Below are 22,597 nucleotides of genomic sequence, written 5' to 3'. Positions count from 1 at the left end.
AATAATAGAAGCAAACAACTGTAAATATAGGAGGCCTTATTTATGAAATCCGATTTTTTACAAACCGTACACAAAGCCATTGGTAATATTGAACATATCCACATTGAAGAAATTGGATCAGACAGTTTACTCATTCATCATGATGATGTACAAAAATTAGAACAAGTTGCTGAGACATTAGAAAATCAAAAATTCCATTCTACAATTAGGAATAATGGGAATACATCTTTTATTGAGGTGATAAACAGATAAAAAAAGTTCGGTTATATGCCGAACTTTTTCCTAGTGGAAGCAATGTTTGTTATGACTGCTCCGGGCGCGATACCGTTACAACGGATGTTTTTATTCGCATACATAAAGGCAGTGTTATTCGTTCTTACAATCTGTTTTTTCTAAGTAAGGAAAGCCCTGTAAGAGCAGCTCCAAATGTAATTATAGTTCCACTAGCAAGGATTCCCAAGGACACAATATTGTTAGGAATCAACTTAGAACAAACCGATAAGAGTGCCCCGATAGTTGCTAACCAGACCAAACCTATCAGATTAGTCCAACCTGTTTTTTTTGTCATGACTCATTCACCTGCCTTTCTTTAATTATACTATTTGGAAGAAACGATGTGGTCGTGCGATTTTGGATGTATATTCCATACATGTCAGATTTATATAACATTTTACTATCAGTAGTTCCTCTTGCCCAAATCTTCATTGTATCAACACCTTGTTGGAAATATTCTTCACGCAAGTATACATTGTCCTATTCATCACGTTATATCAATGGCTACGAGCAATCATTTTCTTTATTCCCTATACTCCATATGTATAAAAAATTGTATAAACTAACGGTAAGCTTATAAGTCAATGATTAGCTCACGGCAAATTTATGGGTAAAGTGACATTAATAAAATCCACAAGACCCCCACCTCAAGATTCAGAGAAAAGCGAAGAAGATAGGTGGGGACCGCGGATGGAAGTTTCACTTTATTAGCATAGAGGCCTTATTTCTCTTCCTCTTTCTCTTTCTCCTGTTCTTTCAACAACAAATTCCGTAAAACATGCGCCCGGTAACTCTCCAACTTCCGCCCTTCATAATAATTAATCCCAAGCTTCTTTAGCTCATACACGTACCAGCCTTTAGTTCCGTAATACATGTGAACATGCTCCTTTAGAATTTTTAACAGTATATGCTTGAGTATGAAAAGGAAATCTTGTCTTACTTGCGGAAAGTGTGGATTTTTCTGCGGATATCACATGTTTATTTCAGGAGGGATAGTAAATTTTGCGTGGTAAAATAATAGAATCAAAGTATTAGAGGAATTACGGTGCTAGTTTACAACAAGAACCTTAAATGAAAAATACATAGAAGAAATACGTAAAAAAATACCGTTCTTTCTGTTCGTTTACCGTAAAAATTCCATTCTCACAAATAAAATTAACACAGTTCAAGTAAATCGAACTGTGTTATTAAAGGTGTTTAGTATTATAAAATTTCATTTTGATCAATCAAATTACAGCATTTTATATATTTCAATTAAGTTGTCATCAGGGTCGCGAAAATGTGCAACACGTGCTCGCCATTCTTTACGATCGTGCGGTTCGTTAACAAATTCGATTCCTTTTTCTCTGAAACGATTATAAGTCTTATCGACATCTTCAACTTCAAATTGAAGCAAGAATCTTGATTGAGACTCAGCTTCTAAAGGCTTATTTCCCTCTCCGACCAATTCGGCCATCATTTTTCGAGATACAAGCTCAATTTTCGTCTCTCCATTATTGAAAAGCGCATATTCCATGTCTTCCTCGTACCAACTAACTGGAAGCTCTAATAAATCTCTGTAAAACATGGCACTTTTCTTAAAATCTTTGACCAAAAGTCTTATTTGCAACAACTTCAAATCAATCATCTCCTAAAAAACTTAATCGAAGAGTCAACACTATAACTATTCATTCGAACAATTCGTCACTGATTTCAATATTCCTTCATGTTTCATGTAACGACCTTCCTCTGTTACCGCATGAATGAAATAACTACACTTTCTTGGGAAGCGTTCATGCTGTATGTACCAGCAGCAGTATACGTATTGAATGCGAAATTATCATAAACCATAAAGTAAAAAATATAGAGTACTTTCTATAATGGGGGATAAAACTATATTATCCATTTAAATGAAAGAAAGGTTAGATGATTTTATGAAGAAAACAGCTTGGTTATTATGTTTTTGTTTTTTAATTACCTGTTGGAATCTTAAAAGTCCTGTAGCTTTTGCTAAAGAGGGACAGGTGTTTACATTTGTTGTAGATCAACCAGCACTGTTGCATTTTTTAAAAGCGACTTCACAAGAATATACGAATGCTATGAAAAAAGGGGTAACTTTAGCTGAGTTTGCATCTAGAAAAGGAATAAGTGAATCAAAGTTAATTCATTATTTCGCAATTCGACGACAAAAACAAATGGATTTGGCATTAAAAAAGGGTCAAATCGATCAGGGAATGTACGAAGGATTATTAATTGATATGAATCACGGGATTTCTAAAGCTATAAACTACAACCCTCAGGCTTTTAAATAAAAAAATATATATCGTGTATTAAGTGGGCATAATTATCGACACATCATCAGAGGCTGCAGAGCAACATGCCTCATTAAAAATATTTTAGACTGAAAAGATGTTTTCTGTGTAGCGTAAAATCTTTAAAAATCCCTTCAGGAGACTGAAGGGATTTTTAATCGTTGCTTATTTTTTGAAAAAGACTTTTGTTCCTTCTTTTGTTTCAAGAAAACCTTCTTTAATCGGTGAATTTTCTATGGCGTCTTGCTGTTCTTTTGTTACAACTAAATAGCGATCTCCACTGATGTTTTCAAAAGGCATTTGTTTTACCTCAGACTGTTCATTGGAAGCAAATATCCCTGTATTTTCAAAGTTGATTGATAGGGTAAGAACTCCTGTAAAACAAAGGGATAAAGCTAATGTAGTTATTTTTTTCATGATAAAAACCTCCTAATCCTCTAATATAATACAAATATCCAAAATTATACAATTCGATTCACCTAATAAAAACCCTTTTAGTTCTAGGATAAAATGATTTTCATTTTATGGAAGTGTTGCCGAAAAAGAAGAGGACAATTAAAAATAGAGGAATTTAATTTGACTTAAAACTAACCAATAAAAAATACGACACACATTTGGATACTAATTTAATTAAAATATCATATAAAGTATAATGGTAAATTTTGTGTGGTAGAATAATAGAATGAAAGTATTGGAGGAATTACGATGCCAGTTTACAACAAGTTAGTAAGAGATCGCATTCCAGAAATAATTGAAAGTAACGGAAAAACATGTACGACAAGAACTTTAAATGAAAAAGAATACATAGAAGAAATATGTAAGAAAACAGGGGAAGAGTTAGCGGAATATAGAGAAGCGGAAACTCCTGAGCATAAAGTAGAGGAACTAGCTGATTTATTGGAACTTGTAAACGCGTTAGCACAGTATGAAGGGGTGACGCTAGAAGTCGTGGAAAAAGTCCGTAAAGAAAAGGCAGAAAAGCGCGGTGGATTTGAAGAAAGGATTTTTTTGATTGAGGTAAGTGACAACTAAGTTAAGTAGTTCGTTAGTTACATATTTATTTTAAATGAAAAAGAAGCTGCCCAGAAGTTCGTTATTCAACGATCTTTTGGACACAGCTTCTCTTACATGCCTTGTAGGATTTCAATAACCGCAGTATCTTTTGTTCCGGATTTTTTATAGCTTACAACTCTTAGCGTATATTCATTTCCTCCTTCACCTAGTTTTAGAAATTTAGATTCATTTTTTGTGAGCGTTACAGGATACGTCTTTTGGCTACTGTCTCCTTTTCTCACACTTAGTGTTACTTCTTCTTTATCTACATTTACTTTAGCGTCTATAATGCTTAGTTCTAGATCTTTAACCGGAACGCTTTGTTCACCGTTCATAACTGTGACGTTAGTCGTACCGTCCGTAGATACATCGGATGACTTTTCGGCTGGCTTTTCAGCTGGTTTTTTAGTTGGCTTTTCAGCCGGTTTTTCAGTCGATTTTTCAGTTGGTTGTTCAGCTGGCTTTTCAGCCGGTTGTTCAGTTGATTTTTCAGCTTGCTGTGATTGCTGCTGTTCTATTTTACTGATTTTATTTTGAAGTGCTGTGTTCGTTTTTTGTATTTGTTCTACGTCATTTTTTAAAGGTTTTACTACTCCTACATACAATCCGCCAGCTGCGATAACTGCTCCTACAATACCTGCTATAAATATATTGCTCCGACTCATAGTTTACCTCCTGATATTTCATGATTTTGGTTATATAGGTAAATATTACACCATACAAATTAGATGTTCAATGAATGTAATATTTTTAAATTCAAATAAAATGAAATTATGAATCTGACGCTCCGATTTCTAAAATACGAAGGGGGGAGAGAGAAGTAAGGGGTTATCAATATTCTTAGGAACATTAAAGGATTTTTTTATTTCAGGTAAATGATGATTAATCTTCAACTTAATTATATAAGTTAGAGATATATAGATGGAGTCTAGTATGATGTTGGCGCTAGGATCAATGTAGAAAGCAGCAACGCTTATTGGGGCGTTGCCGCTGCAGGTAACTAAGCTTCACAGCATAATAGAGAAAGAAGATGTATTAGGAATTCAAAAATGAAGTATATTTCCGAGCGCTGCCGATATAATGATTCAGATATGAAAAAAGGGGTGAAATGCTTGGACAAAGAGAACGAGATGAAGACAGTTATTGTTCAGAGTCAATCGAATGGAAGTGCAGTTACCAGTTTGGTGTTGGGAATTGTAGGATTGGTTATTGGTTTTATCCCTTATATAGGTTGGTTTATGATTCCGGTGTGGTTATTAGCTATTATTTTTGGACTTATTGGTATGCGAAAAAAATACAAAAGGGGAATGGCTATTTTTGGATTTGTTTTAGGGATTTTAGGAGCTGTTTATAAAATTGGTTTTTGGTTTGTGGTTGTAAAAGGACTTTTCGGTGTTGCATCTTGGGAAACAGGTACTGTAAACCAAAATAGTGTTACGGAAGAAAAAAATGCGGTTCAGGAAGAAAGGAATATAAGTGATCAAAGAGATAGTTCTAAAAAAGATACTACGAGTGAAGAAGTTGTAAAAGTAAAAGAAGTAACAATGCCTAATTTGGAAGGCCAAGATAGTAAATCAATTCGAGAAGTGTTAACGGAAAAAGGATTAGTCTTCGGTAAAATTATTGAAGTTGAAGATAAAAAAATTGCGATTGGAAAAGTAGTAAAAACAGAGCCTTCTGAAGGAAAAGTTGTGAAAGAAGGGACGGCTGTTAATGTATTTGTAAGTTCTGGGGTAGCACAGGAACTGCCCCTTCAAGATTGGAATACAGATAAAATCGTTGATGTAATAGGAGGACAGAAAGATAAAATATTTGTTTTTGTTTATTATGCTTTACCTAAAGACGAAGGAAAAAAGGATGTAATGGATGAATTAAACAAAAACCTTCATTTATTTACTGAAAAAGGTATTGAAGTTATCGGAATTATTAGTGCAAGCACTAAGTTTAAAGAAAAGGAACAGATGAGAGCGAAAAACTGGAATATTCCTATTTATATTGATAAAGATGAGGTATATCAAAAGAAAAACAGTATCTTTTTTGTGCCGGATATAAGTGTGCAAAACGGTGCAGGCCAAATTATTACGGATAAAATTGATGGTAATGCTTTATTTTTTGAGAGTATATCAATTGAAGATGTTGTGAATGAAATTTTAGATAAAGTAAAACAAAATGCTAATAAGTATTAATAGTACAATTGTTTTCAATGAAAAAGCTCCTTCCATCTAAGAAGGAGTTTCTTTATATCAAGTCGACTGTCTCTTAGCTTTTTCAAGCAAATTAGCCCAAATATGTGTACGATATGACTCTAGTTTTCTACCCTTATAAGTACTTATACTTAGTTTTTTAAGTTCGTTTATGTACTATATATAATCGCTTCCTTTCTTATTTTTGGTTGTCCTGTTAGATGGGAGATCACTAATGGAAGTTTCATTTTATTGTAGGATGCCGCCGGTTAGTGAAAGGAGAAAAGGGCATTATTTATAAGAGTGATGCCAGTCTATTCGGCTAACTTCAAACAATAAACGAGTTCATCGTGATGTCCTTTTTCTATCTCGCCAGTTGCCTTAAAACCGATTTTTTCATATATTCGTTTTGCAGATTCATTATCGTGGATGACCGATAAATAAATTTCTTTACATTTATACAGTTCGCTCATTTCGTCAACCACTGCTTTTAAAATAGGAGTTCCATATCCTTTCCCCTGATATTGATGTCCTAACATAATACTTATTAATTCGTATCTTTTATGTTCTTTTCTATAACCATAGGAAGTAAATCCAATTAAGGTCTGATTGTCATAAATAGCTCTTGGAATAAAATCATAAACTTGACAGGCACCAAGGAAAAAAGCATTAGAACCGACCCATCTTTCAAATATTTGAATGCGTTCTTCTTGGTTTTTATCCGATTTCAAATTAATAACATCCCAAAAATTTTCTTCTGTTACCTCTGATAATGTAAGATTCATTCTTTTCCTCTTTTCTCTATACTTAATTTCAAAGAAAAAGCTCCTCCTGTATAAGAAGGAGCTTCCCTACATTAAGCCGACTGCCTCTTAACCTTCTCTAACAACCCAGCCAAAATATGCGTACGATATGACTCTAGTTTTCTACCTTCATAAGTACGGATACCTAATTTTTTTAACTTATTTACGTACCAACCTTTGCTACCGAAATGCATATAATCGCTTCCTTTCTTGTTTGGAGTTGTTCTGATTGTAATTTTGGAGGAATGATGAATTTCCAGATGAAAGTGGTTAACTTCTCTGTCAAAGACATATATACTAGAAGTAGTATATATTGAGGTGGACTAGCGTGATTATTGAAAAGCACGAAATTCAAATTGATCAGATTACGAGTGGGAAGGTCAATATTTTTACGTTTTATCGTAATAAAAAGCAAATTGACCACCAGTTTTTACAATTACAGGAGCCTTCTTTGACTGCGAATTATTTTTTTCATTTTCATCTAGATGCGGAAAGTTTGCGTCTCTTGCATGAAGAGTTTCCAGGTATTTATCCGTATGACAAAAAAGAGAGTATTCTTGATTGGACGGATAAAATGAAGGATGAGTTAAAGCGTCTTATTCAAGCAGGAATGTGGAATAAGCGCGTTCGATTAGGGAATCGAATTGTAGAAGTTGTGTTTCTGTGGTGTGAAGAAGATATTGTGTGAAAAAGAAGCGGTCAGACGCTTCTTTTTTTAGCGTTGGAATAAGACAAGCTTTCCGCTTGAAGATGTGCAGCGGTGTGTATGGTCATGCAATTGTTTTTCTCGTAAGATCGTTTCACCCTTTGATTTTGCTTCTGTTTCAGTCGCAGCCTCAAATGATTCGTCTAGTACTTTGGAACCGTCTTTTTCGAAAACTGTTAGTGTGTATACGCCCATGAAAATTCCCTCCAAAATAAATAATCAGAATGTTATAACTATTGTGTCATAAAACGGGCGATTATGCAAAAGAAATATGTGACATTCCATGTTAAAATAAAGCCAAGTATGACGGAGAAAGGACGTTACAGTGTGAAAGAAGTAAAATTTATTCATGCGGCAGATTTGCATTTGGATAGTCCATTTAAAGGGATGGAATTGAATGTACCCGCTTTTATATGGGAAAGAATGAAGGAAAGTACGTTTCGTTCGTTTGCGCGTATTGTTGATAAAGCGATTCAAGAGCAGGTTGATTTTGTTTTGCTTGCCGGTGATTTGTACGATGCGGAGACGAGAAGTTTGCGGGCGCAAGTATTTGTTCGTGAGCAAATGAAGCGCCTGGCGCAGTATGATATTCCCGTATATGTCATTCACGGCAATCATGATCATTTAGGCGGAAGCTGGGCGGCAATTGAGTTTCCGAGTAATGTACATATTTTTACAGAGCCTTATATAGAAGAAAAATCATTTTATAAAAATGGGGAGCTGCTTGTATCTATTTATGGATTTAGTTATCAGCAGCAAGCTGTGACGGATAATATGACAGAGCAATATAAAAAGATGAGTGATGCGCCATTTCATATTGGAATGCTTCATGGAAGCGTGGAAGGAGATGCGGAGCATAATCGGTATGCGCCGTTTCAAATTCGTGAATTGAAGGAAAAGCAATTTGATTACTGGGCGCTTGGTCATATACATAAGCGTGAAGTGTTATCTGAAGAACCGTGCATTGTGTATTCTGGCAATATTCAAGGGCGGCACCGAAAGGAAACAGGAGAGAAAGGTGCGTACGTTGTTTCGTTGTCTAAGCAAGGGACGGAACTGACATTTTTCAGTACGGCAGATGTTGTTTGGGATGAGATTTCTATTCACATTGATGGGTTAGAAACAGTTGATGATCTTATCCATGCATGTACAGAGAGTATGAACGGTGTTCGAAGAGAAGAGGAAGGTTTGCTTGTGACGATGACGTTTGCAGGACAAGGTCCGCTTGCTTCTTATTTACGTGATGAGAAGCGCGTAGAGGAAATCATTCATATTGTAGCGTCAGGTGAAGAGCGCAGCAATTTTGTACATGTTGTGAAATGGAAGAATGAAACGATTTCGTTTGCGGAAATTGAGAAATTGAAGAAAGAGAATCATTTTATTGGCAATGTGCTGCAAGAGCTTGAATCGTTTTCGAGTATGGATGAGGTGCTGCGCACGATTTGGACTTCACCAGTTGCGAGAAAGGTGCTTCATTCGTTTTCTGAGGAAGAAAAGAAAGAGATTCAAAAGGGCGCCGAGAATATTATTTTAGAGCAATTATTAGAGCATGAAAGGAGCAAAGCATGAGAATTGAAAAGCTTCATATTTACGGATATGGAAAATTAGAAAATGTCGAGCTGAACCTTTCCATGCTTACGGTATTGTACGGAGAAAATGAAGCGGGCAAGTCAACGATTCGTTCGTTTATGAAGAGCATATTGTTTGGCTTTCCAACGAGAGGGCAGCGCCGTTATGAGCCGAAAGAAGGTGGAAAATACGGCGGTGCAATTACGGTTTTTACTGAGGAGTATGGAAGGTTAAAAATTGAGCGTCTTCCAAAAACAGCGACCGGGGAAGTGACGGTTTATTTTGCAGATGGAAAAACAGGTGGTGAAGAAGTTTTAAAGCAGCTGTTAAATGGAATGAATGAACAGTTGTTTGATTCTGTTTTTTCATTTGATATGCATGGTTTGCAAAATATTCACCATGTCGGAGAAAACGATATTGGAAACTATTTATTTTCGGCAAGTGCAGTTGGCAGCGACGGGTTATTACGACTTGAAAAAATGCTTGAGAAAGAAATGGAGCAGCGCTTTAAGCCAAATGGCCGTAAGCCGGAAATTAATGTGGCATTGCAGGAATTAAAAAAGCTGCAAGATCAGTTAGCGGATTGGCAAGGGAAGATTGCGACGTATGAAGAGCTTGTGAAAAAGAAAAAGAGTATAGAAGAGCGCCTAACTGTAATTCGTACGGAGCAGCAAGAAGCAGGAAAGCGAAAGCAAGATTATGAAGTGCTAGAAGCGTTACAGCCGCTGTTTCTAGAAAAACGTGCGTGTGAACGCTTTTTAGAGCAACATGCGGGACATACGTTTCCAGTTGATGGTTTGAAGCGTTATGAAGCAGTAAAAGCACGGCTCGAACCACTTCAGCTGCAGGAAGATGCGCTGCAAAAGAAATTGAATGCAGCTCAAAATGAAATAGAAGCATTGCAAGTAAACGAAGAATTGCTTCAGCAAGATGTGTATGTGGAAGAGCTTCGTTTGCAGCATATGTCTTATGAAGCAGCGCTGCAAGAAGTACGGGATTTGATAGGGCGCATTTCACATATAGAGGAAGAAATACAAGATTTGCAGCAGCAAATCGGGACAGCTTTTGCGCGTGAGGATGTTCTTTCTTTCAATACGAGCTTGGCTGCGAAGGAAACCATTACGCAAATGATGCAGCAAGCAAAAGAGTTAGAGAAGCGTAAAGAGCAGTTAGATGAAAGATTTAAAACGGCGCAGGAACAGTTAGAGGAACAAGAGGAAGCGGTTAACAGGCTCAAGGCGCAGACGATGTCTGAAGAAGAGCGGGAGAGACATTTGCCAAAAGCGCAAAGTGCAGCGTCCGAGCAAAGAGGACAAAGACAGAAGCGAAGTAACACTGCACCGCAGATGAATAAAACGGCGTTGATCTTGTTTATTATGAATGCCCTGCTGTTGCTTGCAGGCGTTTTAATGGATAATCGCAAGTTATTGTTTGTTGGTGTTTTTCTTTTAATTGGCCTTGTCGTTTTGTATGTGATGTATATGGGCTCTACTTCTAAAAGGCTTGAACCAGATGGACATGAAAGTAATGAAGCGCTTGAACAAAGGTATCGCCTTGAGAAAGATGATGAAGTGCGGAAGCTATTAGAGCGCGAGGAATTTAAGCTAAAGCAAATTGAGAGAGGATATGAACGTGCTCTTTCCGAATATGATGAGTGGGAGCGTGATTTGTTTCAGGTAAATGAGCAGGTGAAATCGTATAAAGAGATGTACGCATTGCCAAATAGTTTTACATATGCTCATATATTGCCGGCTTTTGAACGAATCGAAAAGATGCAGCAATTGTACCGAGAGCTCGCGAAGCAGCGAGAACGAAAAGAATTGCAGGAAGACATGATTTCGCAGTTTGAACATAAACTAATGAAGCTAACTGTTTCTGCAGAAAGAAACGTGGATACACCGTCATTATTTTTACATGGTATAAGTAAAGATATGCAGAAAGAAAAGGAAAAGCAATTACAGAAAAAGCAGCTGGAAGAAAAGGTTGCTGCGTGGGAAGAAGAGCATGCGGCAGCGCAGCAGCAACTTCATCATTTCCTAGATGAACGTCAGCAACTTTGGGATATTGCCGGATCACCTGATGAAGAGGCCTTTTTGGCTGCGGCAAAGCAAGCGGAGCAAATTGAAGAGAAAAAGCAGCAGCTTGATCGATTAATTCCGCAAATGGATTTGCTGGAAGGACGGTTAATGACTGCGGCGCTGGAGACTGGTTATCGTTTAGAAGGCTATGAAGAGGAACGCCGGAAAGAACAGGAGCAGCTAGACAAACTGATGCGTGAGGAAAAAGAATTGACGCATACACTGGCAGCTCTGCGTCTTGAAATCTCCCAGTTAGAAGATGGTCGTACGTACGGTGACGTGCTTCATGAATGGGAATTGAAAAAATCACAAGTGCGCGAGCAAGTGAAAAAGTGGGCTGCATATGCTGCGGCAAAGGCTGTATTAAGTAAAACGAAGAAGTATTATCATGAAGTACAATTGCCGCGTATTTTGCAAAAGGCAGAAGAATACTTTGTGTATTTAACAGGCGGAAAATATGTGAAAGTCTTTTCGCCAGATGCAGAAGAGCCGTTTATTGTAGAAAGAGAAGATGGACTTCGTTTTTACAGTCATGAATTAAGTCAAGCGACAGCGGAGCAGCTGTATTTATCGCTTCGATTTGCGTTAGCGCACACGTTTGAAGGGCAGTATCCGTTTATTATTGATGACAGCTTTGTACATTTTGATGTACTGCGAACAGAGCGAACTGTGCATCTTATGAAGGAATTAGCGAAAGAGCGGCAAGTCATTTTCTTTACTTGTCATAAACATCTTTTATCTTTCTTTGAAGAAGATGAAATGCAAAGGTTAAACCAGTGAGGTTATGCTATACTAACAATATCGATGACGGTGGAGGAAAACATATGAAAAAGAAAATTGCACAGTATGAAGTTGGTGAGCAAGTCGATTTATATTTAATGATTAAGTCGGCAACAAAAGGAATCGCAAGTAACGGAAAACCATTTTTAACAGTCATTTTGCAAGATCAAAGCGGTGACATTGAAGCGAAGCTGTGGGATGTATCACCTGAAGTAGAACAACAATATGTAGCGGAAGCAATCGTAAAAGTAGCCGGAGATATTCAAAATTATAAAGGCCGTATTCAACTTCGCGTAAAACAAATTCGATTGGCAAATTCGAATGAAGTAACGGATATCTCGGACTTTGTGGAAAAGGCGCCACTCAAAAAAGAAGATATGGTCGAGAAAATTACACAGTACATATTTGAAATGCGTAACTCTAATATTCAGCGCATTACGAGACATTTGCTGAATAAGTATCAAAGTCAATTTTTAGATTACCCAGCGGCAACGAAAAATCATCATGAGTTTGTATCTGGGCTTGCGTACCATGTTGTATCCATGCTTGATTTAGCAAAAGCAATTGCGACGTTATATCCGTCTCTTGATAAAGATTTATTATATGCGGGTGTGATTTTACATGACCTTGGTAAAGTAATTGAATTATCAGGTCCGATTTCAACAACATATACGTTAGAAGGGAACTTGCTTGGTCACATTTCAATTATGGTAAATGAGATTGGCAAAGCAGCAGACGAGCTGCAAATTGAAACAGAAGAAATTCTAATTCTTCAGCACATCGTCTTATCGCATCACGGCAAAGCAGAGTGGGGCAGTCCGAAGCCGCCGCTTGTAAAAGAAGCGGAAATTCTTCATTACATTGATAACTTAGATGCGAAGATGAACATGATGGATCGTGCACTAAGCCGTACAAAACCAGGTGAATACACAGAGCGTGTCTTTGCGCTTGATAATCGTTCGTTTTATAAACCTACTTTCCATAATTAAAAGAGATTGTAAAAGAGCCGAATTTTCTTAGACATAGAAAATTCGGCTCTTTTCATTAGAGGGAAACTTACATTCCATCATTTTGTAATGGGTTTTGGAACTGAATTTGAATCATATTTTTCTCTATTGATGAAACCAAAAAATTAAACAGTTATCTTTAGTTATTTTAGGAAAGGCTTCTGCGGATTCATCAAAATGGTACCCTTAGATTTTATCACAAGGGTACTTTTACTTTTTATATTACAGCGAAACAATAAATGAATCATCGATTATATTTTTCAGAAAATATTTTTATATATTTATCTATTGATTTATTATGATTAAATATGTAATATCTGAAAAGAATTCCATTGCATTCTAATCAAAAGAACGGAATCGTATGTTATATATTTGAAAAAATAAAGTGGAAGGTGTTTTTTAGATATGATTCATTTATTCAAACGGTTTAGCAATATTGGTATAAAGAAGAAATTAATTTTATCTTTTTTAATTATTTTAATTGTACCTGGATTTATTATTGGCGGTGTGTCCTACCAAACTGCAAAAGAAAATTTTAAAAATCAAATTACTGCAAAAGCAAATGAAAATATTGCTGTTTTAGATACCGTTATTACACAAAATTTAGATGCAAAATCTGTGGATGTCGCTTACTTTGCAGATACTTTAACAGAGGATACGTATAAAGATGGGAATATAGAAAACGTAAAAACAAAATTCGCGCAATATATAAAGATTCATCCGGAAGTAGAAGGGCTTTATATCGGCACGCAAGATGAGATGTTTCTAAGAGAACCATTTGTACAAATGCCTGAAGGATATAAACCAACGGATCGCCCATGGTATAAAGATGCCATGAAAGATGGTGATAAAGTAATTGTTACAGCACCGTATGAGTCTTCTTCTACAAAAAATATGGTAGTAACGGTTGCGAAAAAGACGAAAGATGGAAAAGGTGTTGTTGGGGTTAACTTAAATCTTGATAACATATTAAAAACGACAAAAATGTTTAAACTTGGAGAAAAAGGCTATGCAGTAATTTTAGATCAAAACAGACAAGTTGTCAGTCACCCAACTCGAAAAGGTGGTTCTAAAGTTACAGAAGCTTTTATTAACCCGGCTTATGAGAAAGATAAAGGGAATTTTTCTTACAGTGATAAAGGAGATAAGAAGATACTTTCCTTCAATACAAATAATAAAACAGGTTGGAAAGTCATTGGTGTTGTGTATGAAGATGAAATTACTAAGGCGGCTGAACCAGTATTTTATAAAACGTTAATTGTAGTTACAATCTCTGTATTGCTAGGTGGCATACTCGTGTACTTCATCACCAAATCAATTACAAGTCCGTTAAGAGCGATTGTTGTTTCTGCACAGAAAATTAGCCAAGGTGATTTAACAGAAGAAATTGCGATTCATTCTAACGATGAGCTTGGGAGATTAGGAGCTTCCTTTAATGAGATGGCGGCTTCTTTACGCAATGTAATTTCAAAGATGAGTAATTCCGCAGCACATGTTGCTGCTTCAGCAGAAGAGTTAACTTCAAGTGTAGGACAAGCAAATGAGGCAACAGATCAAATTACGCTTGCGATGGAACAAGTATCAAGCAGCGCTCAATCGCAAAGTCAAGGAGTAGAAGAAGGTGCAGCACTATTACAACAAGTAAATATAGCTATTCAAAACGTAACAGATAGCTCAAAAGTTGTTTCTAATTCTTCAGCATATGCAAGACAAAAGGCAGAAGAAGGCGGAGAATTGGTACAGCAAACGGCGAGTCAAATGCAATCGATTCATCAGTCTGTTTCACAATCTGATACGATTATTAAACTATTGGATGAAAAATCAAAACAAATTGGTGCTATTTTAGAGGTGATTCAAAATATTGCACAGCAAACAAATTTATTAGCTTTAAATGCAGCAATTGAAGCAGCAAGAGCTGGTGAACAAGGACGTGGATTTGCGATTGTAGCAGAAGAGGTTAGAAAGTTAGCAGAGCAGTCAGGACAATCATCAGGAGAAATTGCAAAACTTATTACAGAGATTAAAGATGATATAAAATGTACAGTGCAATCTATGGATGAAGTGAAAATAGAAGTACAATCTGGCCTTGAAGCTGTAGACAAAACAAAAACAAGTTTCGCAGACATTTTAAATGTTACAAATGATATCGTATCTCAAATTAATAATATGGCAACAACAGCAAAACATATGTCAGAAGATGCAAATGAAGTTACGAATGCAATTGATGAAATTGCCGCAGCCGCAGAAGAAAATACGGCAAGTATGCAAAATGTTGCTGCTTCTTCAGAAGAACAAATGAACTCAATGGAGGAAATTAGTTCTTCCGCTCAAAATTTAGCGCAAATGTCAGAGGAATTGCAACTTATGATTCAAAATTTTAAATTATAATACACTAGGAGTAAGGTAATTATCATTGCCTTACTTCTTTTTTGTTTTTAGGGATATCGCCACATTGCTATCAAGCTAAGCTTATGCAAAGTCAATTTTAGGCGAGATTGTTTCTTTTTTCTAAAGGGCAAGTGTAGGTGATTGAAAGATTTGCATACGAAATAAACCCTAACGGATTTCACTTTTTTGAATTAAGCGGCTTGATTATCAGACATGGTACAATTGTAAACGACACCTAATATATCAAAGACCGTTTTTTTCTCATATCGATGAGATTTGTTATTATTTCAGTTTTCCTTCTTCCACAAACGGTTAGTTCAATAGCTTTATTTGGGCATTGCGTTCAAATTAAGATAATATTGATTTGAAAGGCGTTGGAATTAGTAGTATAAAAAATAGGGGATGCAAAGCAGTGAATGAATTTTATAATGCGTTAACATATGTAAATAAAATGTTTTATGAACCCAATCACTTAACCATAAAAGCTGTCCGAGAAGAAGCTCAAAATTCAGATTATGGGGCTGGTATATTTCAGCTAAATTCAAAATCGATTAGATTTAGGGTCGCAAAAATAACACCTACCAAGATAGGACAGTTTGTTGCTTTTTGGGAAAAAGATGGGGATAATAAAAACCAAGCCTTTTCATATGAAAAAGCTACTGATTTATTGGTTATCAATACTTTTACTAGAAATAATAATTTTGGACAATTCGTTTTTCCAAAAGAAGTACTTGTAAAACAAAATATCCTTAAAACAGCCACTACAAAAGGAAAAATGGCAATTAGAGTTTACCCTAGTTGGGAAAATCCCACTAGCAAACAAGCTATCGAAACACAGAAATGGCAATTAGAATATTTTGTTGGGATGAACAATACAAATAGTTTACCAATACAAGAACTATTAAAGCTATACTCTAACTAAAATTGGATAGCCCTAAATGTGGTTTTAAAATAAAGTTCGATAATTTAAAACAAAATATTCCATTTCCGTAAACAGGTGCGTTAGTGGAATAAGGAGTATTAAAATAATCAAACTTTTTTATAAAAATTTCATACTTAGTTAAAAAGAGAAACTCCATTTTGATCAATCTTTTTTCAAAATGAAGTTTTTATATTTGCTTTTAAATAAGGATTAAAACACATTTTTTAATCAAACTTTATTGCAAAGCTACAGTTTACTGATTTTCACCTAATTCCTAGAGATAAAGGTGGAATCTTTATGTTTTATAACAACAAGAATGAACTAATGTTTGTTGGTAAGGCAAAAAAGTTAAGACCAAGAAAAAAACATTTTGAAGATACTGTATCAGTAATCAAAGACCATAGAGATGAAGTAATCAAAATTGATGTTTGTCTTGTAGAAAACGCCATGGAAAGAGAAATTTATGAAACATATATCGCTAATAAACAAAAGTCGAAATATAATGTAGACAAAGTGTTCTTTAAATAAGTAAAAGCTCATAAAAAGGACTAATAAAATGAGACAACTTTGCCTCGGCTTATTAGTCCTTTTTTACCGCTTGCAACGTTACGTTGCACAATGATACGGATATCATTTGAGAGAAAGAACAATTTGATACGATAAAGGATGGGAATAGATTGGATAATCATAGCCAAACACCGACGTACATATATACGTATGCATTTCGCGAAGAGGAACGTTCTTTATGTTATATGGAGATGCGCTCACTTTTTGGAACGGAATCGCACTCTAATATATTGAAAAGCACAATCAAAGTTGATCCGAGCCGAAGCCCGTTTATTAAAGAACGGATTGACGTAATGTATGAAGGAGATGAACTGCCAGATATTTTGAAGCAGGTCGAACAGATTGATTTGTCTGGATCCACGTTCAAAGTCATCTTCGTTAAAATTAATGATCTTGATAAATCGAAAAAAATAGAATACGGAGAACGCCGCCTTATTGAGCGAGATATCGGCATGCATATTGAAGGTGAAGCCGATGTGCATCATCCAGAGCGTGTATTTGGCATTGTAATCATTGGCGGACGTTGGTACTTCGGAACATATATGGAAAGCGAGGCTGTTTGGTTCCATCACGTGAAAAAACCACGCAGCTATTCTACGTCACTAAGCACACGTGTAGCGAGAGCTGTTGCGAATATCGCTGTGCCAAATCCTGATGGAGTCAAAGCGATCGATCCATGCTGTGGTATTGGAACGGTAGTGGTAGAAGCACTCTCTATGGGCATTGACATCGTTGGCCGTGATATTAACCCGCTTGTCGTAATCGGATCAAGAGAAAACATCGCGCATTTTGGTTTTGAAGGAGACGTAACGGTAGGACCTATCGAAGACATTCAGACAAACTACGATGTAGCAATTATCGATATGCCGTACAATCTATTTACGTGCGCAACACCAGAAGATCAATTCTCGATTTTAAAACATGCGCGCCGTATTGCAAAAAAAGTAGTAGTTGTAACAAGCGAAACAATGGATCACATGATCGAAGAAATTGGATTTGAAATTACAGACCGCTGCGTAACAAGAAAAGGAAACTTTTCTCGGCAAATTCTTGTTTGTGAATAGGGAAGTAAGGGAAGACCAATGGGTGCATTGGTCTTTTTTGTTTACTTTTCATTTTTAATGGTACAATTTCACTTTGAGGGTAAGGGAGGGATACAGCCGAGATACGTGTAAAATTAGGCTATAGTAATACATTTTTTACCAAACGTTATTTTTCGGTGATATTTGTAACAAAAACATTCATTTTTGTTACGTTGTATATTTGAAAATTAGAAACGCCCTCATCGTTGAATTAGGCCTAGTTCCAGCGTTCCTGTAACCAGGGGCAAAGTATCTATTGAGAACACAGTGTTTTAGTGGTTAGCCCGACTTAATTCGTAGGAAAAACCAATGATTTTACAGTAACAAAAACGATCAGTTTAGATACAGTGTCAATTTGTACAGAATTATCGTTTGGGGGTAGTCCTAAATCCTTAGCTTGATGGGCATGGGATATCGCCACATTGCCATCAAGTTAAGAAATTCGTTGTTCCCTAAAACGAAAAAAATGAACTGAACTCTAAAAATTAGAGAGTTTGTTTTTTGACTACCAAGTTCAATAATCATTTACTTTTTTTTAAAAACTGATAAAACCATTAAAACTGCTACACACAACATACTTATACTCAATAAGGCAGGGTAATATGCAGGTGGTGATTTATCGGGTTGTTGCATACAACTATATGAAACATAAATAAGCATTAATGGAAATATAATACTTATCATCATTACCATCGCTTTTACCTTAGAAAACATTATTAGCACCTGCCTTTTTTTAAAATCATTGAGAGCGCATATAATCATATGTATTCGGAAATTTTGTACCCTAAGCGAATTTCAACCTGAAAAAGTCGAATTCCTGTACGCTAAGGAACTGCCTTTTTTTGATTGGTTTATTCAACTAAAGCTCTCATTGAAGAACAAAACTAGCATCATCTCTCAACTATTTATTTTTTCTAAACAGCCCATAACAGTATCTCCGAATGACCTAACATCAGATAAATAATCGTAACCTTCCGGTGAACCAAAGCTATTAAACATTCGAACTGCAACCAAGTTTTCTTGTGGAATTACTAGTAAAGTTACTCCAGTATAGCCTAGGATTTGAAATGAACCCTTAGGGACTTCTTCACCTATTTCTGTTTTCTTAGCAGGTAAATCTTTTACAAACCACAAAAAACCATTTTGAGGTAAGTCTTCATCTATACTTGTTGGACTCTGAATAGATGTTGCCATCTGTATGATTTCTTTGGGAACAATCTGTTTTCCATTTATATTACCTTCTTTTAGGTGTAAATAACCCCACATAGCTAACTCACGTGCGGACACATACATATTCATCTTGTTGCCTTCTGTACTATCACTTGTTTTCCAATCTTTATCTCCTTCATATCTAAGGATTACATCAACAAGTTTTTCATTTTTGTTGGCATACCAATTTGATTCGGAAAAACCTAATGGCAAAAAAACTTGCTCATGCAGAATATCAGAAATCGTTTTATTAGTTGTTCGTTTTACAATATTAGTTAAAGTCTGTATTCCGACTTGTTTATATGTCCAGCTTTCCCCTACAGGATATTCGCGATATGTAGTTTCTTCCTTTTGGTTTAATCCATGAGTATGAGTTAATAAATGTCTTATTGTTGTATCCTTCCAACTACTCTCTTCAAGCTCTGGTAAATAGGTTAATACAAAGTCATCTATACTTTTTATATAACCATAAAAAACGGCATATGCCACAGCAAATCCAATATAGCTTTTTCTTACTGAAGCTACATGGAACTGAGTATCAGGCTGTACAATCCTTGCATTAGGTTTATCTGACTGCTTTCCTATATATTCTTCTAACACAATAAAATCATTATGAATCACTATAGTTGAGGCCCCCGAACAAATTACTTGGTTAAATGTGTTTAAAACGTGATTTAATATAGGAGAAAAATCTTTATTACTATGATAATTAAGAAACAATTTAAACCCTCCAGAACAGAACTGATTAGATTTAGATGAGTTACAATTCTATAAATCCAGGTAATACTCCTTTTTTATAACCTTGTATATAATCTTCTTCAATATCGGCAATAACTCTTTTAAAATAAGCAAGGCAATCTCTTATAAGAGATTGCCTTGCTGTAAGCTTTATAGAAAAAGCTCAATTATTGTGTACTGCTTTAGATTTAGTTCTTACCGGATGCGTTTTTGCTAGTTGTTTCCCTTATTCTGAATACAGGCTATTGGATACTAATTTGATCCTTCAATTTAAGAATCCTTTTAAATTTTATATAACAAGCGATTCGCCAAGGAATCAAATAACAAATCACAATTAAGAATATTAACATATTGAGTGTACCTGGATTGATGGTAGAGAGGTGTTGACGAAAATAATATCGTAAAGCGATCATAAGTAAAAATGTTACAATAAAAGCTGGACTTTTTTTTGTATAAATGAAACCATCTTCTCGTATTTCATAGTTTGATAACATAATAAGAGGTATTGAGAGAAGAATCCCCAGAAGAATACTTATAAAGATTTGTAGATATGTTGTGTGACCCGGATTAAGAAAAAATACAAGACCTGGAATTAAAAATAAGAGCGGAAAGAGTATTCGTTTTCCATTTCCTTTAGTTGGCTTGTGCATAGATCGGACTCTACGTAATAAAATAAGAGCACCAATAAATAAAAATAAAGAAGTAGCTGGTATTACAGGTTGCATAGATATGTTTCCTCCATAAATTAAATATTATTGAAATTTTTTACTAATTTTCAACAAAAGAACATTTTTATATTAACATAAATAAATAATGTTGTTAAACTCTTGTAAAGTGAATGTATAATTAGCCTAAATTAATATAGATACAATTTCGTTTTAGCTTGATGGCCATGAATTGTGACCTCCAATAGGACCCATGGCGCCACTTTTTACAGAAAATTAATATTATTTCAATCTCTGCTTAACAATGGGAACCTACTATTAACATTGTTAAAAATATTTTAGTGGAGCTGAGAGTAATGAAGAAGAAAACAGTGGCAGGTCTTGTTGCAGGAAGTGTTGTGGCGTTAAGTTCCATTTTTGCAGGATCTACATATTCACTCGCATTTGCTGATCAAAAAAAGAACGATGATACTATAGTTTCGAAAGAAAAGAAATCTGTCGAAACAACAACACCAATTAAACATGTAGTAGTTATTTTTAGCGAGAATGTTTCCTTTGATCATTATTTTGGCACCTATCCAAACGCGAAAAACCCAGCGGGCGAGCCAAAATTCCAAGCAAAGGCTAATACACCTTCCGTCAACGGATTGACGAATGAACTTTTAAATCATAACCCGAACCAGTTTAATCCGAAACGTCTCGATCGTTCTCAAGCAATGACGGATGATATGGACCATGAATACACGGATGAACAAAAAGCGTTTAATAGCGGGAAAATGGATAAGTTTGTAGAGTATACTTCTGGTGGATCAGATAAGTCTTTAGTCATGGATTATTATGATGGAAATACGGTAACTGGGTTATGGAACTACGCCCAAAATTTTGCTATGAGCGATAACTCATTTGGTACAACGTTCGGCCCATCAACTCCAGGTGCACTGAATTTGATTTCTGGACAGACTCATGGAGCAGCAGGATACGAAAACGGCCAAAAATTAGGAGATATTGAGGATAATGTGGTCAATGGAACGATCATAGGTGATCCGGATCCTTACTTTGATAAAGCTTCAAATCCAAAACGTGCCCAAGCTGAACTAGCTGGAAAAAATATTGGGGATTTATTAAATAAAAAAGAATTAACTTGGGGTTGGTTCCAAGGAGGATTTCGCGATACAACTGCACAACATAAGAATATCGCAGGTAAATCCGTCACAGACTATAACCCGCATCACGAACCATTCCAATATTATAAATCTACATCAAACCCAGATCATTTGCCGCCTTCTTCAGTTGCTATGATTGGCCGCACCGATCAGGCGAACCATCAATATGATTTGGATGATTTTTGGAAAGCGGCAGACACTGGAAATCTACCAGCAGTAAGCTATCTGAAAGCAGCAAACTATCAAGATGGACATGCTGGCTATTCTGATCCGTTAGATGAACAACATTTCATAGTGGATACGATCAATCGTATTCAAAGTTTACCAGAATGGAAGGATACAGCAGTTATTATTGCTTATGATGATTCGGACGGTTGGTATGATCATGTGATGCCTCAAATCGTAAATGGATCAAATGATGCTAAAACAGATGCCTTATACGGACCTGGTGACGCTGGGAAACCGAGACTTGGCGAGTATCTAAATCGTGCAGGGTATGGTCCGAGATTACCACTTTTAGTTATTTCTCCTTACGCGAAGAAGAATTTCGTAGACCATACATTGACCGATCAAACCTCTATCTTACGTTTTATTGAGGACAACTGGAACTTAGGGAGAATTGGTGATTACTCTTTTGATGCTGTAGCAGGTACTTTAAACAATATGTTTGATTTTAAACATAAGCCTAACAAGGAGAAGCTATTCTTAGATCCGATCACGGGTGAACGAATCAATCATTATCAATTTGATAAACAACACGATGATAAGCAAAATTGATTTACTCATAAAAATAGACTGCGAATTGATGAATGATTCATATTTAAAGATTAGATGAAAAAAAGACAGTTAAGACTGTCTTTTTTTGTTATTTGTATGTGAATTTCTATTCATTCGTTCACATTGGAAATGGGAAGTTTTCCCTGTTTTGTTGGTTGAGGCACGATTCCCGTCAAGATTTTTTGTAAAAGAAAAAGCCGCCATTAATTTTGAATAACTTTATTATTCATTCCACAGGTGAAGATGATTTGAAACAACCCTCATTTCTTTAGGGATTTTATGATCCTAACATGGAATTTACATATAATTTTCTATATATTACAAAAATATTGAAAATTCCATC

23 protein-coding genes and 2 pseudogenes are annotated in these 22,597 nt (G+C 35.7%); 13 read left to right on the top strand and 12 right to left on the bottom strand.

Features of this window, described 5'->3' with window-relative positions:
* Positions 1 to 42 precede the first annotated feature (42 nt).
* Positions 43 to 252, top strand: coding sequence for a hypothetical protein (locus tag WAX78_RS19790; RefSeq protein ID WP_336483714.1), 210 nt, complete (start codon positions 43 to 45; stop codon positions 250 to 252).
* A 32-nt stretch (positions 253 to 284) separates the two neighbouring features.
* On the opposite strand, the pseudogene WAX78_RS19785 reads toward WAX78_RS19790, so the two are convergent.
* The 4 genes and pseudogenes from WAX78_RS19785 to WAX78_RS19770 form a co-directional block, all read right to left on the bottom strand.
* Positions 285 to 374, bottom strand: a pseudogene (locus tag WAX78_RS19785) (3-ketoacyl-ACP reductase); the annotation flags it as partial.
* A gap of 2 nt (positions 375 to 376) precedes the next feature.
* Positions 377 to 568, bottom strand: a complete 192-nt coding sequence (locus tag WAX78_RS19780; RefSeq protein WP_336483713.1) for a hypothetical protein — start codon at positions 566 to 568, stop codon at positions 377 to 379.
* Positions 569 to 994: 426 nt separating this feature from the next.
* The gene (locus WAX78_RS19775; protein WP_336483712.1) at positions 995 to 1,147 is read right to left on the bottom strand and encodes a DUF2639 domain-containing protein; all 153 of its coding nucleotides are present in this window, start codon (positions 1,145 to 1,147) and stop codon (positions 995 to 997) included.
* A gap of 357 nt (positions 1,148 to 1,504) precedes the next feature.
* Positions 1,505 to 1,891 carry a VOC family protein gene (locus WAX78_RS19770; protein ID WP_336483711.1) on the bottom strand — a complete coding sequence of 129 codons (387 nt, stop codon included), beginning with the start codon at positions 1,889 to 1,891 and terminating at the stop codon, positions 1,505 to 1,507.
* 271 nt (positions 1,892 to 2,162) lie between these two features.
* Between WAX78_RS19770 and WAX78_RS19765 the strand changes: the two genes are divergently transcribed.
* On the top strand, positions 2,163 to 2,564 hold the full coding sequence (locus tag WAX78_RS19765; protein WP_336483710.1) for a hypothetical protein: 402 nt from the start codon (positions 2,163 to 2,165) through the stop codon (positions 2,562 to 2,564).
* A gap of 165 nt (positions 2,565 to 2,729) precedes the next feature.
* Here WAX78_RS19765 and WAX78_RS19760 read toward each other — a convergent pair whose 3' ends face one another.
* The gene (locus WAX78_RS19760) at positions 2,730 to 2,981 is read right to left on the bottom strand and encodes a hypothetical protein (RefSeq protein WP_336483709.1); all 252 of its coding nucleotides are present in this window, start codon (positions 2,979 to 2,981) and stop codon (positions 2,730 to 2,732) included.
* A 288-nt stretch (positions 2,982 to 3,269) separates the two neighbouring features.
* Between WAX78_RS19760 and WAX78_RS19755 the strand changes: the two genes are divergently transcribed.
* On the top strand, positions 3,270 to 3,596 hold the full coding sequence (locus WAX78_RS19755; protein WP_336483708.1) for a nucleoside triphosphate pyrophosphohydrolase: 327 nt from the start codon (positions 3,270 to 3,272) through the stop codon (positions 3,594 to 3,596).
* Between the two features lie 92 nt (positions 3,597 to 3,688).
* On the opposite strand, the gene WAX78_RS19750 is transcribed toward WAX78_RS19755, so the two are convergent.
* Positions 3,689 to 4,282: a hypothetical protein gene (locus WAX78_RS19750; protein WP_336483707.1), complete on the bottom strand. Its 594-nt coding sequence runs from the start codon at positions 4,280 to 4,282 to the stop codon at positions 3,689 to 3,691.
* Between the two features lie 447 nt (positions 4,283 to 4,729).
* On the opposite strand from WAX78_RS19750, the gene WAX78_RS19745 reads away from it, so the two are divergent.
* Positions 4,730 to 5,803, top strand: a complete 1,074-nt coding sequence (locus WAX78_RS19745; protein WP_336483706.1) for a PASTA domain-containing protein — start codon at positions 4,730 to 4,732, stop codon at positions 5,801 to 5,803.
* A gap of 57 nt (positions 5,804 to 5,860) precedes the next feature.
* Here WAX78_RS19745 and WAX78_RS19740 read toward each other — a convergent pair whose 3' ends face one another.
* The 3 genes from WAX78_RS19740 to WAX78_RS19730 all read right to left on the bottom strand — a co-directional run bounded on the left by WAX78_RS19740 (position 5,861) and on the right by WAX78_RS19730 (position 6,797).
* Entirely contained in the window at positions 5,861 to 5,974 is a 114-nt protein-coding gene (locus WAX78_RS19740; RefSeq protein WP_336483742.1) for a DUF2639 domain-containing protein, read from the bottom strand.
* Positions 5,975 to 6,114: 140 nt separating this feature from the next.
* Complete coding sequence (locus tag WAX78_RS19735) at positions 6,115 to 6,585, bottom strand: GNAT family N-acetyltransferase (RefSeq protein WP_336483705.1); 471 nt, start codon at positions 6,583 to 6,585, stop codon at positions 6,115 to 6,117.
* A gap of 71 nt (positions 6,586 to 6,656) precedes the next feature.
* Positions 6,657 to 6,797 carry a YflJ family protein gene (locus tag WAX78_RS19730; RefSeq protein WP_336483704.1) on the bottom strand — a complete coding sequence of 47 codons (141 nt, stop codon included), beginning with the start codon at positions 6,795 to 6,797 and terminating at the stop codon, positions 6,657 to 6,659.
* A gap of 134 nt (positions 6,798 to 6,931) precedes the next feature.
* Here WAX78_RS19730 and WAX78_RS19725 point away from each other — a divergent pair, with 134 nt between their 5' ends.
* Positions 6,932 to 7,291 carry a hypothetical protein gene (locus WAX78_RS19725; RefSeq protein WP_336483703.1) on the top strand — a complete coding sequence of 120 codons (360 nt, stop codon included), beginning with the start codon at positions 6,932 to 6,934 and terminating at the stop codon, positions 7,289 to 7,291.
* A 27-nt stretch (positions 7,292 to 7,318) separates the two neighbouring features.
* On the opposite strand, the gene WAX78_RS19720 is transcribed toward WAX78_RS19725, so the two are convergent.
* On the bottom strand, positions 7,319 to 7,504 hold the full coding sequence (locus WAX78_RS19720) for a YhzD family protein (RefSeq protein ID WP_336483702.1): 186 nt from the start codon (positions 7,502 to 7,504) through the stop codon (positions 7,319 to 7,321).
* 132 nt (positions 7,505 to 7,636) lie between these two features.
* On the opposite strand from WAX78_RS19720, the gene WAX78_RS19715 reads away from it, so the two are divergent.
* The 7 genes and pseudogenes from WAX78_RS19715 (at position 7,637) to WAX78_RS19685 (ending at position 17,684) form a co-directional block, all read left to right on the top strand.
* Complete coding sequence (locus tag WAX78_RS19715) at positions 7,637 to 8,878, top strand: metallophosphoesterase (RefSeq protein WP_336483741.1); 1,242 nt, start codon at positions 7,637 to 7,639, stop codon at positions 8,876 to 8,878.
* On the top strand, positions 8,875 to 11,736 hold the full coding sequence (locus WAX78_RS19710; RefSeq protein WP_336483701.1) for an ATP-binding protein: 2,862 nt from the start codon (positions 8,875 to 8,877) through the stop codon (positions 11,734 to 11,736). The genes WAX78_RS19715 and WAX78_RS19710 overlap by 4 nt, the downstream gene beginning before the upstream one ends.
* 44 nt (positions 11,737 to 11,780) lie before the next feature.
* Positions 11,781 to 12,725 (top strand): 3'-5' exoribonuclease YhaM, encoded by a 945-nt coding sequence (yhaM, locus tag WAX78_RS19705; protein WP_336483700.1) that lies wholly within the window; start codon positions 11,781 to 11,783, stop codon positions 12,723 to 12,725.
* A gap of 423 nt (positions 12,726 to 13,148) precedes the next feature.
* Entirely contained in the window at positions 13,149 to 15,131 is a 1,983-nt protein-coding gene (locus WAX78_RS19700; protein ID WP_336483699.1) for a methyl-accepting chemotaxis protein, read from the top strand.
* A 412-nt stretch (positions 15,132 to 15,543) separates the two neighbouring features.
* Positions 15,544 to 16,053, top strand: coding sequence for a MepB family protein (locus tag WAX78_RS19695; protein ID WP_090914631.1), 510 nt, complete (start codon positions 15,544 to 15,546; stop codon positions 16,051 to 16,053).
* 252 nt (positions 16,054 to 16,305) lie between these two features.
* Positions 16,306 to 16,581, top strand: a pseudogene (locus tag WAX78_RS19690) (GIY-YIG nuclease family protein); the annotation flags it as partial.
* A gap of 149 nt (positions 16,582 to 16,730) precedes the next feature.
* Complete coding sequence (locus tag WAX78_RS19685; RefSeq protein ID WP_336483698.1) at positions 16,731 to 17,684, top strand: TRM11 family SAM-dependent methyltransferase; 954 nt, start codon at positions 16,731 to 16,733, stop codon at positions 17,682 to 17,684.
* Positions 17,685 to 18,599: 915 nt separating this feature from the next.
* Here WAX78_RS19685 and WAX78_RS19680 read toward each other — a convergent pair.
* Both WAX78_RS19680 and WAX78_RS19675 read right to left on the bottom strand, forming a co-directional pair.
* Positions 18,600 to 19,631 carry a serine hydrolase domain-containing protein gene (locus WAX78_RS19680; protein ID WP_336483697.1) on the bottom strand — a complete coding sequence of 344 codons (1,032 nt, stop codon included), beginning with the start codon at positions 19,629 to 19,631 and terminating at the stop codon, positions 18,600 to 18,602.
* A 260-nt stretch (positions 19,632 to 19,891) separates the two neighbouring features.
* Positions 19,892 to 20,374 carry a CcdC family protein gene (locus WAX78_RS19675; protein WP_336483696.1) on the bottom strand — a complete coding sequence of 161 codons (483 nt, stop codon included), beginning with the start codon at positions 20,372 to 20,374 and terminating at the stop codon, positions 19,892 to 19,894.
* A 296-nt stretch (positions 20,375 to 20,670) separates the two neighbouring features.
* Between WAX78_RS19675 and WAX78_RS19670 the strand changes: the two genes are divergently transcribed.
* On the top strand, positions 20,671 to 22,254 hold the full coding sequence (locus WAX78_RS19670) for a phospholipase C (protein ID WP_336483695.1): 1,584 nt from the start codon (positions 20,671 to 20,673) through the stop codon (positions 22,252 to 22,254).
* Positions 22,255 to 22,597: the final 343 nt, after the last annotated feature.

Origin of the sequence: Bacillus yunxiaonensis (genome assembly GCF_037104695.1) — a bacterium.
Lineage (GTDB): Bacteria > Bacillota > Bacilli > Bacillales > Bacillaceae_G > Bacillus_A > Bacillus_A yunxiaonensis.
Note: the sequence above shows the minus strand (reverse complement) of the source record. Positions and strands in the feature narration are given on the sequence as shown.